Raw genomic sequence first — 13,687 nt, 5'->3', positions numbered from 1 at the left:
CCGGAGCCGAACCCTATCGGGACGCCCCGGACCCCCGACGCCGGGACGGCCCCGACCGCCACCACACCGTGACCTCGCCGGTGCCGGTGGCGGTGGGCCGAGCGCGTCCCCCGGTGCCGGGCGACAGGTGAACACCCCGCCCGCCCCCGCCCGGACGGGACCCCGCGCCGGTGTCAGGTGTCCCGGCGCGGGGTGACCAGGACCGCCCCGGTGCGGGGGTGCGGGAAGACCTCCACCGGCTGCTCGTAGACCTCGGAGAGCAGGGCGTCGGAGAAGACCTCGGACGGCGGGCCGTCGGCCGTGACGCGGCCCGCGCGCAGCACGGCCACCCGGTGCGCGTACGCCGCAGCGAGGCCCAGGTCGTGCAGGACGACGACCACCGCGTCCCCGGCCCGCGCCCGCTCCCGGCACAGCCGCAGCACCAGCTCCTGGTGACGCAGGTCGAGGGCGGCGGTCGGCTCGTCGAGCAGGAGCAGCGGGGCGCGCTGGGCCAGCACCCGGGCCAGCGCGACCCGGGCCCGCTCGCCGCCGCTCAGCGCGGCGAACGGGCGGCCCGCGAAAGCGGCCACCTCGGTGCGGGCCATCGCGTCGGCCACCGCAGCGTCGTCCTCGTCCTCCCGCTCGGTGCCCGCCCACGGCGCCCGGCCCATCCGCACGACCTCCTCGACGGGGAAGGGGAAGGAGAGGGCGGCCGACTGAGGCAACACCGCTCTGCGCAGGGCCAGTTCGGGGGCGGACCAGTCCGGCGCCGGGCGCCCGTGCAGGCGTACGACGCCCCCGGCGGCCGGGAGGTCGGCGGCCAGGGCGCTCAACAGGGTCGACTTCCCGGCCCCGTTGGGACCGACGAGGGCCAGCACCTCGCCGGCGCGGACCCGGACGCCGACGCCGTCCAGGACGGTCCGCCCGTCCAGGCGGACGCGCAGGCCCTCGGCCTCGGCGAGCACCTCGCCGGGCACCGGCGCCGGGGGCGGCGCGGGGCGGGCCGGCGCCAGCAGTCTGCGCAGGACGCCCGTCATGCCCAACCCCCTTGCCTGCGCCGGGTGCGGCGCAGCAGCCAGAAGAAGAACGGGCTGCCGAGCAGCGCCGTCAGCACCCCGAGCGGCAGCTCGGCCGGCTCCGCGACGGTGCGGGCCGCGAGGTCGGCGGCGAGCAGCACAAGGGCCCCGCCCAGCGCGCTCGCCGGGATCAGGAACCGGTGCCCCGGCCCCGCCGCCATCCGCATCAGATGCGGCACGACCAGGCCGACGAAGCCGATCACGCCCGACACGCTCACCGCGGCGGCCGTCAGCAGCGCCACCAGCAGGATCAGCACCACCCGCAGCCGCTCCACGTCCACGCCCAGGTGCCGGGCCGGCCGGTCGCCGAGCGCGAGCAGGTCCAGGCGGCGGGCGTAGAGCGGGGCGACGACCAGGCCGAGCGCGGCGCACGGCAGTACGGCCAGCACCTTGGGCCAGGTGGCCTGGGCGAGCGAGCCGAGCTGCCAGAAGGTGATCTGGTTGACCGCGGCGGAGTCGGCGAGGAAGACGAACAGGCCGATCAGCGCGCCCGCGAAGGCGTTCACCGCGATGCCCATCAGGATCAGCGTCACCACCTCGGTGCGCCCGCGCGCCCGGGACATCGCGTACACAAGGAGCACGGTGACCAGGCCGGTGACGAAGGCCATCGCGGGCAGCGTCCAGGTGCCGAGGAAGTCCAGGCCGAGCGAGATCGCGGCGACCGCGCCGACCGCCGCCCCCGACGAGACGCCGATGGTGGCCGGCTCGGCCAGCGGGTTGCCGAACACGCCCTGCATCAGCGCGCCCGCACAGCCCAGCGAGGCGCCGATCAGCAGCGCGAGCACGATCCGGGGCAGCCGTACGTTCCACAGCACCGACTCCGCCACCCGGTCGAGGCCCGCCCCGCCGAGCCCTGCCCGGTGCTGAAGGGAGCCGAGCACGTCGCCGACCGGGATCGGGTAGGCGCCGGTGCCGGCCGCGACCGGCACCAGGACCAGCAGGGCGGCGGTCAGCCCGGCGGTGAGCAGCCAGGCGGCGGTGCGTCGCCGGCCGCGCGGGCGCGCCGGTGCTGCCGGGGCCCGGCGGACCGGGTCCTCCACCACCGTCATCGCGCGCCGTCCTTCGCGTAGAGCTGGCCGACGACCGACGTGAGCACCTGGTCGGTGCGCGGGCCGTAGTTGAGCAGCACGCCGTCCTCGACGGAGACGATCCGGCGGTCCATGCCGGCCGGGGTCTGGGCGACGCCGGGGATCTTCACCAGGCCGTCCACGCCGCCGACGGACTCCAGGCCCTTGGTCATCACCAGGATCGCGTCGGGCGCCGCCTTCACCAGGGCCTCGCTGGTGATGGCGGTGAAGTCCTTGCCGAGCCCGGAGGCCGCCCCGGCGTCCACCCCGCCGGCCGCCTCGATCAGCGAACCGGCGCCCGAGTCCCGGCCGCCGATGAGGTAGACGGAGGCCGAGCCGCGCAGGTAGAGGAAGGCGACCCGGGGCCTGGGCCCACCCGTGGGAACGCCCTTGCGCACGGCGGCGATCCGCTGCTCCGAGCGCCGGGTCAGCTCCGCGCCGGCCGCCGGCACGCCCAGCGCGCCGGCCACCGTACGGATGCGCGGGCCCACGTCGGCCAGGCCCTTGGCCGCCTTGACGAACAGCACCGGGACACCGGCGGCGCGGATCTGGTCCACCGCCTCGGCGGGCCCGGTGGTGGTCTCGGCGATGACGAGGTCCGGCCGGAGCGAGAGCACGCTCTCCGCCGAGACGTCGTGGCCCCGGGTGACCACGGGCAGCTTCCCGGCCTGCGCGAAGGTGGCGGTGATGTCCCGGGCCACGACCCGGTCGCCGAGCCCGAGCGTGAACACGATCTCGCTGAGGCTGCCGGAGAGCGGTACCACGCGCCGGGCCTGCCGGACCGTCACCCGCCGGCCGTCGGCGGAGCGGACGGTCACCGGGAGGCGCGGCTCGGGAGCCTTCGCGAGCGGCTCGACCCGGTTCGCGGGCTGTCCCGAAGCCGCCGCGCTCGTCTTCGCGGGGGCCGCCCCGGAGTCGCCTCCGCAGCCGGTCGCGGCCAGGGAGAGGGCGAGCACGGACAGCAGTGCTCCCGCCAGTCGGGTTCGCAAGCGTCGCAAGGTCCGTCCGTTCCTTTCGGTCACCGGTGCCACTGTCGGGCGGGGCCGGTCATACCTTAGGTTAGCCTTACCTTCGCTCGCTACCGGCATCCGAACCGGAGGACCACCCATGCCCGCCCGACTCCGCACCCTGGTCACCGTGTTGTGCGCGGCCGTCCTCGGAGCCCTGCTCCCCGCGGCCACCGCCCACGCCGAGAGCCGGACCGTGCAGGGCGGGCGGCTCGACTGGGGCATCAAGTCCTCCTTCCAGAGCTATGTCACCGGGCCCATCGCCAAGGGGAGTTACTCCCTGACCGGCGGCGCCGCCACCGTCGGCGGCAGCTCCTTCCGGTTCCACTCGGCCACCGGCACCTACGACGGGGCCACCGGCGCCTTCCGGGCCGGCTTCTCCGGCGGCGTGCACTTCCTCGGCCACCGCACCGGCGGCGGCGCCTACCAGCTGGACCTCACCCTCAGCCGTCCCACCGTGCGCCTCGCCGGCTCCACCGGCACGCTCTACGTGGACGTCGTCAGCAAGGCGAAGGGCACCGGGGCGGTCACGACGTCCCGTCAGGTGCCCTTCGCCGCCCTCGCCCTCGGCGGCATCGACATGCGCGGCGGCGGGAACACCGTGGTCCTGAACAACCTGCCCGCCACCCTCACCACCGAGGGCGCCCGCTCCTTCGCCGGCTACTACACCGCCGGCACCGCCCTCGACCCGGTCAGCCTCTCGGCGGACGTCCGCCCGGCCGCCGCCCCGCAGCCGTCGACGGCGCCCACGAAGCCCACGGCGAAGCCGGAGCCGAAGCCGACGTCGAAGTCGAAGTCGCAGTCGAAGCAGACCCCCGGCGGCACCGTCAGGGCCGGCGCCGTCGACTGGGGCGTGCGCCGCACCTTCCGGGAGTACGTCACCGGGGACATCGCCCACGGCGAGTGGACCCTGTCCGCCGGCGCCCAGGACGGCGGCGCCCTCTTCCGCTTCCCCGGCGGCACCGGCACCTACCGCGACGGCGACCTCACCGCGTCCTTCACCGGCGAGGTCCGCTTCACCGGCGCCCACGGCCTCGACCTGAGACTCGCCCGCCCGCGGGCCACCGTCCACGACGGCAAGGGGACGCTGTACGCCGACGTCACCGCCGCCGGCGCCAAGGGCGGCGAGCGGGTGCCGCTGGTCACCTTCACCACCGCGAGGGAACTCAAGGCGGCCGGCGGCCTGGCCGCCGTGCGCGAGGCCCCAGCGAAGCTCACCGCGCGCGGCGCGGCGGCCTTCGGCGGGATGTACCAGCCGGGCACCGAGATGGACCCGCTCTCCCTGGCCGTCGCCCTCACCGACGACGCCCGCCTGCCCGCCCTGCCCGACCTGGGCAGCGAACCGGCGCCGAGCGCGAGCACACCGGAACGGCAGGCGGACGCCACGGACTCGCCCGCGCCGGTGGCGAAGGCGTCCGACGACGGCGGCTTCCCCGCCCTGCCCGTCGGCATCGGGGCCGGCGCCCTGCTCCTGGCCGCCGCGGCCGTCTGGGCCGCCATCGCCCGCCGCCGCCCCCGGCCCGCCGGCACCGAGGACTGAGACCCGAGACCCCGGCCGCCCGGCGGCCCACCACCCGAAGACACCCAGACCGCAAGACCGCATACGAGGAGAACCGAGCCATGCCCGTCAGACGCCGCCGCTCCACCGCACTCGCCGCCGCCGTGGCCACGGCCGCCACCCTCGGCGCCACCGCCCTCGCCGCGGCCGGCGCATCGGCCGCCGAGGTCCCCCTCAAGGGCTACAGCCTGACCTGGGGCATCAAGGAGTCGTACCGCACCTACGTCGTCCGGGGCGCCCAGGGCGCCTTCACCCCGGCCGGCGGGGCCTCGCAGGCCGCCGGCAACGGCGCCTTCACCTTCGTCGACGGCGGCGGCACCTACGACACCGACGGGCACACCGTCGACCTCGCCTTCCAGGGCGCGGTGACGGCCAAGTCCGCGGCGCACGGCTTCGAAGTCACCCTGTCCGACGTGAAGTTCGACAGCAAGGACGCGACGGTCACCGCGGACGTCGTCAAGGTGGAGACCTCGCCGGCGGGCGGCGACCCGAAGACCACCAAGGGCGACGACGTGCCGCTCGCCGAGGTCACCGTCACCCGCGACCTGACGGGCATGGCGACCAAGCTGACCAAGCAGGCCGCCGACTACCTGGGCAGCCCGAGCTACGAGGGCGCGGCCGGCGACCCCCTCACGGTGACGGCCCCGCCGAAGCCGACGCCGACGCCCACTCCCACGCCCACCACGACGACCCCTGAGCCGACCGGGACGTCTTCGCCGACGACGACCCCGGAGCCGACGAAGACCCCCGAGCCGACCAAGACGCCGTCGCCCACCGCCACTTCCACCTCCCCCAGCCCGTCCACCACCGCGACGACGAGCCCGAGCCCGAGCGTGAGTCCGTCCGCCACCGCCACCCCGGCCCCCGCCAAGGGCGCGATCGCCGACGGCGCCCTCGGCTGGGGCGTGAAGGAGACCTTCCGCGAGTACGTCGTGGGCCAGAACGCGCAGGGCAGGATCGCCGTCTCGGGCGGCGCGCGGCAGGCGTCCGGCAACGGCGCCTTCACCTTCCAGGACGCCACCGGCACCTACGACACCGACGCCGACGAGCTCGACGCCTCCTTCAAGGGCGCCGTGAACTTCAAGGGCCACCGGGACGCGAACGGCACCTGGGCCCTCGACCTGACCCTCAGCAACCTCAAGGCCACCCTGGACGGCGGCAGGGGCCGGCTGACCGCCGACGTCACCAGCCTCGGCAAGAAGACGCCGCGCGTGGCCCTGGCCGACCTGAAGGCGGGTTCCGCCGACCTGGCCGCGCAGGGTGACGTGATCACCGTGGACGACATCACCGCCACGCTCACCGCGGCCGGCGCCAAGGCGTTCAGCGGCTACTACCCGGCCGGCGAGGTCCTGGACACGGTGGACCTCTCCGTCGCCCTGACCGACGGGGCGCAGCTGCCCGGCGGCGGCACGGGCGGCAGCGCCGGTACGGGCGGCTCGACGGGTGGCTCCGGCGGCACGTCCGGCGGCACGGGCACGGGCACCGGCACCGGCACCACCACCGGCGGCACCGGCACCACCACCGGCGGCACCGGCACCACCACCGGCGGCACCGGCTCCACCACCGGCGGCACGGGCTACACCACCGGCGGTACCGGCGGCGGCAGCCTCGCCTCCACCGGCGCCGGCCTCCCGGCCCCGGCCCTGGGCGCGGCGGCCGGCCTGGCGGTGGCGGTCGGCGCGGGCGCGGTGATCGTGACCCGCAGGCGGCGCGCGAACGCCCGCTGACCCCCTGACGTGGGCGGGAGCGAACCCTCCACACTGGCCCCCCGTCCGGGACCAGGGAACTCCCGCCCACCCCGTCCCGCGCGCCGCGGTGTTTGAATGACCCGGTGACCGACTACGACGTACTGCGCGTCTTCTGCGCGCCGAACGGCGGATACGGCAACGAACTCGGCGTCGTCCGGGACGGTTCCGTGCTGCCGGACCCCGCCGACCGGCAGGAGTTCGCCGGCAAACTGGGCTTCAGCGAGACCGTGTTCGTGGACGACCCCGAGCGCGGGGCCGTCGACATCTACACGCCCACCCTGCGGCTGCCCTTCGCCGGCCACCCCTGCGTCGGCACGGCCTGGCTGCTCGACGTGCCCGAACTCGTCACCGGCGCCGGGGTGGTGGGCGCGCGGTTGGACGGGGAGTTCAGCTGGATCGAGGCCCGCCCGGAGTGGGCGCCGCCGCGCACCCTGCGCCAGTACGCCTCGGCGGCCGAGGTCGACGCCCTGCCGGTGCCGCCGGCGGGGGAGTGGGTCTACGCCTGGGCGTGGGAGGACGAACCGGCCGGGCGGGTGCGGGCCCGCGGCTTCCCGGGGCGCGGGGACGGAATCGAGGAGGACGAGGCCACCGGGGCCGCCGCGCTGCTGCTCACCGGAGAGCTCGGCCGGGCCCTCAACATCACGCAGGGCGCCGGCTCGCAGATCCTCACGGCACCGCAGCCCGGGGGCTGGGTGGAGATCGGCGGCCGGGTGCTCCTCGAGCACTGACGCCGGGGAGCCGCACCTTCTGCACCTCCGAACGGGTGGAACAGCGTGTGCGCGCGGGCCCGAGCGGGGACTGCTGAGCGTGACCGCACACCGAGTCGGTCACCCCGGAGTCACCGAGAGGACACCCATGCGCATCCGTTCCGCCTTCGCCACCGTCCTGCTGACCGCCGCGCTGGCCGCGGGCGGCGCCGCGACGGCCGCCGCCCACGACGGCCCGATGCACGGTGACGAGGACGCCACGTGCAGCCCGTACTTCGGCAAGATCGACTCGGACACCGGCGACCTGGCCTTCGGCGGCATCAACTGCCGCAGCGACGACTACGACAGCGACGACAACGAGTGATCGTCTGACCTGCCCCGTCGGTCCCCCTCGGCCCATGGCCGCGGGGGACCGCGCTGTCTCAGGCCGTCAGCTCCGGCTCGGGCAGCGGGAACTCCTCGCCCAGCGCGCGGAAGAGCGCCGTGTTGAGCGCGAAGGCCCGCTTGCACTCGGCGACGATCCGCTGCTGCTCCAGCTCGTCGGCGCGGATGCCGTCGAGCAGTTCGCGGTACTCGCGCTTGAAGGCGGCCGGGTTGGCTATCTCCTCGAAGACATAGAAGCGGACGCCGTCGCCCTTCTTGGCGAAGCCCCACGTCCGCTCCGCCCGGTCGCGGATGATCTGGCCGCCGGAGAGGTCGCCCAGATAGCGCGTGTAGTGGTGCGCCACATATCCGCCGGGCCACTGCTCGGCACACTCGCGCACCCGGTCCGCGTACGCCTCCGTCGCGGGCAGCGCGCTCGCCCCCGCCCGCCAGTGCGGGCCCCGCAGATGCGCCAGGTCCCGCTCCAGGGAGGCCAGCCGCATCAGCTCGGGCCGCACGAACGGCCCGGCCACCGGGTCGGCGGCCAGCGCGCCCGCGGCGGACTCCATGGCCTCGTAGACGAACCACAGTTGCTCGGTGTAGCGCGCGTACGCCTCGACGCCGAGGCGACCGCCGAGCAGGTCGCTCATGAACGTCGAGGTCTCCGCTTCCACGTGCTGCTCGTGGGAGGCCGTGCGGATGAGGTGCGAGAAGGACTCCATAGCCCGATTCTCTTTGGTTAGGTTTACCTAAGTCAATCCCTTGCCGACGGTCTGTCGGCAACGCGGCGTCCGGGGTCACGGCAGCGTGAGGATCTCCGCCCCGCTGTCCGTCACCACCAGCGTGTGCTCGAACTGGGCCGTGCGCCGGCGGTCCTTCGTCACGACCGTCCAGCCGTCGTCCCACATGTCGTACTCGTGCGTGCCGAGCGTCAGCATCGGCTCGATGGTGAAGGTCATCCCGGGCCGCAGCACCGTCGTCGCGTGCGGGCTGTCGTAGTGCGGCACGATCAGGCCGGAGTGGAAGGCGGTGCTGATGCCGTGCCCGGTGAAGTCGCGCACCACGCCGTAGCCGAACCGCTTGGCGTAGGACTCGATGACCCGGCCGATGATGTTGATCTGCCGGCCCGGGCGGACCGCCTTGATGGCGCGGTTCAGCGACTCCCGGGTCCGCTCGACCAGCAGCCGGCTCTCCTCGTCCACCTCGCCGACCAGGTAGGTGGCGTTGTTGTCGCCGTGCACCCCGCCGATGTACGCCGTCACGTCCAGGTTGACGATGTCGCCGTCGCGCAGCACCGTCGAGTCCGGGATGCCGTGGCAGATGACCTCGTTCACCGAGGTGCACAGCGACTTCGGGAAGCCGCGGTAGCCGAGGGTGGACGGGTAGGCGCCGTGGTCGCACATGTAGGCGTGCGCGATCCGGTCCAGCTCGTCCGTGGTCACGCCCGGCGCGATGGCCTTCGCCGCCTCCTCCATCGCCCGCGCGGCGATCCGCCCGGCGACCCGCATCGCCTCGACCGTCTCGGGCGTCTGCACCTCCGGGCCGGTGTACGGGCTGGGCGCCGGCTTGCCGACGTACTCGGGCCGCCGGATGTTTCCGGGCACGGAACGGGTGGGAGACAGCTCCCCGGGTTCAAGAAGCGACTGGCCTGACATGTCAAGGAGTCTAACCAGCGGGCATACGAGACGATGTCGTCCCTGGTCACCTCGGTGACCCTGGTGGTCCTGGTGAAAGGAAACCGGTCATGGCCCTGTTCAAGAAGCGCACCGTCGGCAAGCCGGGCGAGTGGTACTACTGCCTGGAGCACAAGAAGGTCGAGGAGGGCCCGGACTGCCCGGCCAAGGACCGCTTCGGGCCCTACGCCTCCCGGCAGGAGGCCCAGCACGCGATGGACACCGCGCGCGAGCGGAACCTGGAGTGGGAGAACGACCCCAAGTGGCACGACGCCCCGGCGGGCGGCCGGGACGACGACGCCTGATCCGGCTCCCGCCGACTCACACCCCGGCCGGGTCCGCCGGTGCGGCGGCGGCGCGCTTGCGCTCGCGCAGCCGCACCGCGTGCTCGTCGGTCCGCACGTCGTACGCCATCAGCCGCGGCAGGCACAGCGCGAGCAGCGCGACCGCGCCCGCGCACAGCAGCCCGCCGGACCACACCGAGGCCCGCACCCCGACCAGCGCCGCCGTGCCGCCCGCCCGGACCTGGCCGACCTGCGGGCCCACCGAGTACGAGAGCAGCTCGATGCCGGCCAGCCGGCCGCGCAGCTCGTCCGGGATGGTCTGGTTCCACATCGCGCTGCGGAAGACGCCGCTGACCATGTCGCAGGCGCCGCCCAGGACCAGACAGGCGAGGACCAGCCACACGTTCCCGGCGACCCCGGCCGCGGCCACCGCCAGGCCCCAGCCGGCCGCCGCGAGGACCACCATCCGCCCGTGCCGGTGCACCCGCGAGGTCCAGCCGCTGCTCACCCCGACCAGCAGCGAGCCGGCCGGGATGGCCGCGTACATCAGGCCCAGCGCCCACTCCGCGTCCAGCTCGTCGGCGAGGAAGGGCAGCACGGCCAGCGGCATCGCCAGGAACATGGCGGCCAGGTCGACGGCGTAGGTGCCGAGCAGCTCCTTGCGGCTCCACGCGTACCGCGCGCCCTCGGCGATGGCCCGCAGGGACGGCCGCACCGCCTCGTGCGCGGCCGGCGCGGCGGCCAGGCCGAGCCCGAGGACGACGGAGACCGCGAAGGTGGCCAGGTCCACGCCGTACGCCCAGCCGGGCCCCGCGTAGGCCACCACCACGCCGGCCAGCGCCGGGGCCGCGATGCCGCCGACCTGCCAGCGCAGCGCGTTCAGCGAGGCGGCGGCCGGCAGGTGCTCGTGGGCCACGATCCGCGGGACCAGCGCGTCCAGGGCGGGCCGCTGCACGGCCCCCAGCGCCGAGGTGCAGGCCGCGACCGCGTACAGCGGCCACAGCGCCGGCTCCGGCAGCAGCGCGTCGACCAGCAGCACCGCGCAGAGCAGGCCCTGGCCGGCCTCCGTCCAGACGATCAGCTTCCGCTTGTCCCAGGCGTCGGCGAGCGCGCCGCCGTACAGCCCGAACACCACCAGCGGCACCAGCTCCACCGCGCCGATCGCGCCCACCGCCGCCGCGGAGCCGGTCAGGTCCTTGATCTGCACCGGCAGCGCGACGAGGGTCAGGAAGCTGCCGAAGTTGGTGATCAGGCCCGCCACCCACAGCCGGCGGAAGTCCGCCGAGGCCCGCCAGGGCGCGAGGTCGGGGAGCAGGGCGCGCAGGCCGGTGGGCCTCTCGGAAGGGGCGGGGGAGTCGTCGGTCACGAGGGGCCATGCTGAGCGGCGGGGGAGTGCCGGGCAACCGGTTTTCCGGCGGGTCGGACCTCACCACCGCGACGGCGGCGGCGCCGTCAGCTGGTCGGCCAGGCGGGCGAGGCGGTCGCGGAAGCGGCGCCGGCCCCGCTGCGCGGGCAGCGCGTTCTCCCCGGCCGCCGCGCTGACCAGGTGCTGCACCGTGTCCAGGTCCAGCTCGGCGCCGTCCGGCACGGTCAGCGTCTCGTGCGCCATCGCCGCCAGCTCCCGCTCGCCCGGATCGCGCCCGGCGCCAAGGGCCAGCACCGTCGCCCCCGCCCGCCGCGCGTCGTGCACGCCCTCCAGGAGCGCGTCCCCCGGCCCGTCGGACGTCACCACCAGCAGCGTCTCCCCGCGCCGGGCCGCCGCGAGCCGGCCGAGCCCCACCGCGAGGTGCGCCGGGTCGGTGGTCCTGGCGGCGTGCCGGACCAGGGTGGGGGCCAGCTCCGGCGTGCCCGACCACGCGGCCTCGTCCACCAGGTGCGCCGCCAGGTGCCAGGGCTCGTGCGCGGCGGTGCCGGCCAGCAGCAGCCCGCCCCCGTGCGACACGACCGAGCCGCGCAGCGCCCCCGCGAAGTGCCGGGTGGCGCCCAGCCACTCGGTCCCGGCGAGCACCTCTCGCAGCAGCGCGACCCGTACGGCGTCCATGCGCCCGCATCCTGCCGCAACCCGGCGCGCGCGGCGCCGGTTTCGCCGTGGCTTCGCCCGAACCGGGGACGGTCCGGCGACGGTCCGGGGCGGGACGTAAGGTCGGCGCATGACCTCTTCCGACAGTGCTGCACAGAAGGCCCCCGCCAAGGACCCCTGGGACCTGCCCGACGTATCCGGGCTGGTCGTCGGCGTGCTCGGCGGCACCGGCCCGCAGGGCAAGGGCCTCGCCCTGCGGCTCGCCCGGGCCGGCCAGAAGGTGATCGTCGGCTCCCGGGCCGCGGAGCGCGCCGAGGCAGCGGCCGCCGAGCTGGGGCACGGCGTCGAGGGCGCCGACAACGCCGAGACCGCGCGGCGCAGCGACCTCGTCATCGTCGCGGTGCCCTGGGAGGGGCACGGCAAGACCCTGGAGTCGCTGCGCGCGGAGCTGGCCGGCAAGCTCGTCGTGGACTGCGTCAACCCGCTGGGCTTCGACAAGAAGGGCGCCTACGCGCTCAAGCCCGAGGAGGGCAGCGCCGCCGAGCAGGCCGCCGCGCTGCTGCCGGACTCCCGGGTCGCCGCCGCCTTCCACCACCTCTCCGCGGTGCTGCTCCTCGACCCGGAGATCGAGCGGATCGACACCGATGTGATGGTGCTCGGCGAGGAGCGCGCCGACGTGGAGACCGTGCAGGCGCTCGCCGGGCGCATCCCCGGCATGCGGGGCGTCTTCGCCGGGCGGCTGCGCAACGCCCACCAGGTGGAGTCGCTGGTCGCGAACCTGATCTCCGTCAACCGCCGGTACAAGGCGCACGCCGGGCTCCGCGTGACGGACGTATGAGGCGATGGGGGACACTGGGGGCACCGGCGCGTGCCCGCACGTGTCCCCCCTTTTTCTCCGCTACGTGTTTTCTTCGCTACGTGCTTTGTGAGGAGCCCGCCCATGCCCCGCCTCGCCCGCTACGCCCTCGTCGTCTGCGTGCTCGCCGTCGCCGCGGCCGTCGTCTCCTTCGTCCGGGGCGCCGCGCTGATCGGCGTCGTGTGGGTGCTGATGGCGGGGCTGTCGTCCAACATGTGCTGGTTCTACGTCAAGCAGGCGCGGGACGCCCGGCGGGCCGGGTCCGTCACGGGGTGACGGTGCAGATGTCGTTCGTCTGCCAGAAGCGGAACAGCTCGTAGCCGCAGTACGAGTCGAAGTCGCTGATGCCGAGGCCGCGCAGGATGGCGTCGATCGCGTCGAAGAACACCTCGTTCACCGACGGCACCCACAGCAGCGCGAACACGAAGAGCAGGCCGAAGGGGGCGAACGGCTCCACCTGGCGGCGCACCTGGTACGACAGCCAGGGCTCGATCACGCCGTAGCCGTCCAGGCCCGGGACCGGCAGGAAGTTCAGGATCGCCGCCGTGACCTGGAGCAGGGCGAGGAAGGCGAGGGCCAGGCGGAAGTCGCGCGGTACGCCGTCCAGCGCGCCGAGCCAGAAGGGGGCCGTGCACACGGCCGCGAACAGCACGTTCGTCAGCGGGCCCGCCGCCGAGATGAGGCTGTGCCGCCAGCGGCCCTTGATCCTTCCCCGGTCGATGAAGACGGCGCCGCCGGGGAGGCCGATGCCGCCCATGATCACGAAGACCACCGGCAGGATGACGCTCAGCAGGGCGTGCGTGTACTTCGCCGGGTTCAGCGTCAGGTAGCCCTTCTCGCCGACCGAGAGGTCGCCGCTGTGCAGGGCGGTGCGGGCGTGGGCGTACTCGTGCAGGCAGAGGGAGACGACCCAGGCGGCGGTCACGAACAGGAACACGGCGAGCCCCGGCTGCTCGGCGAACCCGGTCCAGGTGGCCCACCCGGTGACCGCGGTGACGGCGACGATCCCGAGGAAGACGGGGCTGACCCGTCGGTCGCTGGGGCGGGTGGTGGCGGTGGTCATGGGGCAGGGCTCCTGGCTCTCGGACCCGACGGGCATCGGGCGAGTGTACGGGGGGAACGTGCCGGGTGCGGTGTCCGGTTCCCGGGGGCGGGGGTTGCGTGACGACGCCGGGTGCGGGCGCGTCGTGGCTGATCGCGCAGTTCCCCGCGCCCCTGGGGCGTTGCAGCACCGCTCGCTGCGTCGCGCCCCCTCCGCCGTAGTGCCGCGCCGCCCACCCTCCGCGCCGCTGCGAGCAGTCGCGCCGCACCCCCCGGCCCGCCCGCGCCGCTGCGGGCAGTCGTGCCGC

General features: G+C 74.9%; 15 protein-coding genes. 7 read left to right on the top strand and 8 right to left on the bottom strand.

Annotation, left to right across the window (positions count from 1 at the left end; translation table 11 throughout):
* Window positions 1–173 precede the first annotated feature (173 nt).
* From ACGFZL_RS00495 to ACGFZL_RS00485, 3 genes are read right to left on the bottom strand one after another with little or no spacing between them, the layout of a single operon-like run.
* Window positions 174–1,016: a heme ABC transporter ATP-binding protein gene (locus tag ACGFZL_RS00495; RefSeq protein ID WP_393687845.1), complete on the bottom strand. Its 843-nt coding sequence runs from the start codon at window positions 1,014–1,016 to the stop codon at window positions 174–176.
* Window positions 1,013–2,104: a FecCD family ABC transporter permease gene (locus ACGFZL_RS00490; protein ID WP_393687843.1), complete on the bottom strand. Its 1,092-nt coding sequence runs from the start codon at window positions 2,102–2,104 to the stop codon at window positions 1,013–1,015. The genes ACGFZL_RS00495 and ACGFZL_RS00490 overlap by 4 nt, the downstream gene beginning before the upstream one ends.
* Window positions 2,101–3,120 carry a hemin ABC transporter substrate-binding protein gene (locus ACGFZL_RS00485; RefSeq protein WP_393687841.1) on the bottom strand — a complete coding sequence of 340 codons (1,020 nt, stop codon included), beginning with the start codon at window positions 3,118–3,120 and terminating at the stop codon, window positions 2,101–2,103. The genes ACGFZL_RS00490 and ACGFZL_RS00485 overlap by 4 nt, the downstream gene beginning before the upstream one ends.
* A gap of 109 nt (window positions 3,121–3,229) precedes the next feature.
* On the opposite strand from ACGFZL_RS00485, the gene ACGFZL_RS00480 reads away from it, so the two are divergent.
* The 4 genes from ACGFZL_RS00480 (at window position 3,230) to ACGFZL_RS00465 (ending at window position 7,506) form a co-directional block, all read left to right on the top strand.
* Complete coding sequence (locus ACGFZL_RS00480) at window positions 3,230–4,669, top strand: HtaA domain-containing protein (protein WP_393687839.1); 1,440 nt, start codon at window positions 3,230–3,232, stop codon at window positions 4,667–4,669.
* 80 nt (window positions 4,670–4,749) lie between these two features.
* Window positions 4,750–6,414 carry an HtaA domain-containing protein gene (locus ACGFZL_RS00475; RefSeq protein WP_393687837.1) on the top strand — a complete coding sequence of 555 codons (1,665 nt, stop codon included), beginning with the start codon at window positions 4,750–4,752 and terminating at the stop codon, window positions 6,412–6,414.
* 104 nt (window positions 6,415–6,518) lie between these two features.
* Window positions 6,519–7,163, top strand: coding sequence for a PhzF family phenazine biosynthesis protein (locus ACGFZL_RS00470; protein ID WP_393687835.1), 645 nt, complete (start codon window positions 6,519–6,521; stop codon window positions 7,161–7,163).
* A gap of 127 nt (window positions 7,164–7,290) precedes the next feature.
* Window positions 7,291–7,506 carry a hypothetical protein gene (locus tag ACGFZL_RS00465; protein ID WP_355166737.1) on the top strand — a complete coding sequence of 72 codons (216 nt, stop codon included), beginning with the start codon at window positions 7,291–7,293 and terminating at the stop codon, window positions 7,504–7,506.
* Window positions 7,507–7,564: 58 nt separating this feature from the next.
* On the opposite strand, the gene ACGFZL_RS00460 is transcribed toward ACGFZL_RS00465, so the two are convergent.
* A complete protein-coding gene (locus ACGFZL_RS00460; RefSeq protein ID WP_355166739.1) occupies window positions 7,565–8,227 on the bottom strand; it encodes a biliverdin-producing heme oxygenase in 663 nt (220 codons plus the stop codon).
* Window positions 8,228–8,302: 75 nt separating this feature from the next.
* On the bottom strand, window positions 8,303–9,160 hold the full coding sequence (gene map / locus ACGFZL_RS00455; protein ID WP_393687832.1) for a type I methionyl aminopeptidase: 858 nt from the start codon (window positions 9,158–9,160) through the stop codon (window positions 8,303–8,305).
* An 89-nt stretch (window positions 9,161–9,249) separates the two neighbouring features.
* On the opposite strand from map, the gene ACGFZL_RS00450 reads away from it, so the two are divergent.
* Window positions 9,250–9,483 (top strand): hypothetical protein, encoded by a 234-nt coding sequence (locus ACGFZL_RS00450; protein WP_355166743.1) that lies wholly within the window; start codon window positions 9,250–9,252, stop codon window positions 9,481–9,483.
* A 16-nt stretch (window positions 9,484–9,499) separates the two neighbouring features.
* Here the strand turns inward: ACGFZL_RS00450 and ACGFZL_RS00445 are convergent, their stop codons facing one another.
* Window positions 9,500–10,828, bottom strand: a complete 1,329-nt coding sequence (locus tag ACGFZL_RS00445) for an MFS transporter (protein WP_393687829.1) — start codon at window positions 10,826–10,828, stop codon at window positions 9,500–9,502.
* A gap of 60 nt (window positions 10,829–10,888) precedes the next feature.
* Window positions 10,889–11,503 carry a hypothetical protein gene (locus ACGFZL_RS00440; RefSeq protein ID WP_393687827.1) on the bottom strand — a complete coding sequence of 205 codons (615 nt, stop codon included), beginning with the start codon at window positions 11,501–11,503 and terminating at the stop codon, window positions 10,889–10,891.
* A 109-nt stretch (window positions 11,504–11,612) separates the two neighbouring features.
* Between ACGFZL_RS00440 and npdG the strand changes: the two genes are divergently transcribed.
* The gene (gene npdG, locus ACGFZL_RS00435; protein WP_393687825.1) at window positions 11,613–12,320 is read left to right on the top strand and encodes an NADPH-dependent F420 reductase; all 708 of its coding nucleotides are present in this window, start codon (window positions 11,613–11,615) and stop codon (window positions 12,318–12,320) included.
* 102 nt (window positions 12,321–12,422) lie between these two features.
* Window positions 12,423–12,614 (top strand): hypothetical protein, encoded by a 192-nt coding sequence (locus ACGFZL_RS00430; protein ID WP_393687822.1) that lies wholly within the window; start codon window positions 12,423–12,425, stop codon window positions 12,612–12,614.
* Here the strand turns inward: ACGFZL_RS00430 and ACGFZL_RS00425 are convergent.
* Window positions 12,604–13,401 (bottom strand): site-2 protease family protein, encoded by a 798-nt coding sequence (locus ACGFZL_RS00425; RefSeq protein ID WP_355167180.1) that lies wholly within the window; start codon window positions 13,399–13,401, stop codon window positions 12,604–12,606. The two genes, ACGFZL_RS00430 and ACGFZL_RS00425, sit on opposite strands and share 11 nt — an antisense overlap.
* Between the last annotated feature and the right edge of the window lie 286 nt (window positions 13,402–13,687).

Source organism: Streptomyces sp. NPDC048182, from assembly GCF_043202555.1.
Lineage (GTDB): Bacteria > Actinomycetota > Actinomycetes > Streptomycetales > Streptomycetaceae > Streptomyces.
This window is presented reverse-complemented; position numbering and strand designations above follow the sequence as displayed.

Bases quoted from the DNA above. Each gene is read 5' to 3' on its own strand.
- ACGFZL_RS00495 (WP_393687845.1), bottom strand. From the start codon at position 1,016: ATGACGGGCGTCCTGCGCAGACTGCTGGCGCCGGCCCGCCCCGCGCCG.
- ACGFZL_RS00490 (WP_393687843.1), bottom strand. From the start codon at position 2,104: ATGACGGTGGTGGAGGACCCGGTCCGCCGGGCCCCGGCAGCACCGGCG.
- ACGFZL_RS00480 (WP_393687839.1), top strand. From the start codon at position 3,230: ATGCCCGCCCGACTCCGCACCCTGGTCACCGTGTTGTGCGCGGCCGTC.
- ACGFZL_RS00475 (WP_393687837.1), top strand. From the start codon at position 4,750: ATGCCCGTCAGACGCCGCCGCTCCACCGCACTCGCCGCCGCCGTGGCC.
- ACGFZL_RS00465 (WP_355166737.1), top strand. From the start codon at position 7,291: ATGCGCATCCGTTCCGCCTTCGCCACCGTCCTGCTGACCGCCGCGCTG.
- ACGFZL_RS00460 (WP_355166739.1), bottom strand. From the start codon at position 8,227: ATGGAGTCCTTCTCGCACCTCATCCGCACGGCCTCCCACGAGCAGCAC.
- map (WP_393687832.1), bottom strand. From the start codon at position 9,160: ATGTCAGGCCAGTCGCTTCTTGAACCCGGGGAGCTGTCTCCCACCCGT.
- ACGFZL_RS00450 (WP_355166743.1), top strand. From the start codon at position 9,250: ATGGCCCTGTTCAAGAAGCGCACCGTCGGCAAGCCGGGCGAGTGGTAC.
- ACGFZL_RS00440 (WP_393687827.1), bottom strand. From the start codon at position 11,503: ATGGACGCCGTACGGGTCGCGCTGCTGCGAGAGGTGCTCGCCGGGACC.
- npdG (WP_393687825.1), top strand. From the start codon at position 11,613: ATGACCTCTTCCGACAGTGCTGCACAGAAGGCCCCCGCCAAGGACCCC.
- ACGFZL_RS00430 (WP_393687822.1), top strand. From the start codon at position 12,423: ATGCCCCGCCTCGCCCGCTACGCCCTCGTCGTCTGCGTGCTCGCCGTC.
- ACGFZL_RS00425 (WP_355167180.1), bottom strand. From the start codon at position 13,401: ATGACCACCGCCACCACCCGCCCCAGCGACCGACGGGTCAGCCCCGTC.